The 385-nt window shown below is 63.9% G+C and carries 1 pseudogene; it reads right to left on the reverse strand.

From position 1 onward, the window contains the following. A pseudogene (locus G3I71_RS49830) lies at positions 1–385 on the reverse strand (TerD family protein); the annotation flags it as partial.

Here is a 385-nt window from a genome sequence, read left to right on the forward strand (position 1 = left end):
ATCCGCTCCACGCTCGGCCCGCTGGACGGGCAGGACCTTCTGTCCGAGTTCACCACCGAGGCTGAGGCAGATCTGACGGATGAGCTGTTCCCAGCTCTCGACCACGTCCAAGGCGCGCGGGTCGCCCTGGCACAGCGTTTCGTCGTTGATTCCGTTGCGTACGGGAACCCACGCCGATCCCATGTTCTGGAATCCGTGGCAGCCGGAGTTGTCGTGCCACAGGTAGTGGAGCAGTTCTTGGAGCAGCCAGGCATGTGCCTTGTCTCCGACGCCCTCGTACCGGATCAGCATCTGCGCCTGGTAGGTGACTTCGGCCCAGGACAGGTGCCAGAGCGCCACCTTGTGCTTGCGTCGCCCGTCGATCTTGATGTCGACGAGCGGGCTG

The organism is Streptomyces sp. SID12501, assembly GCF_010550245.1.
Taxonomy (GTDB): domain Bacteria; phylum Actinomycetota; class Actinomycetes; order Streptomycetales; family Streptomycetaceae; genus Streptomyces.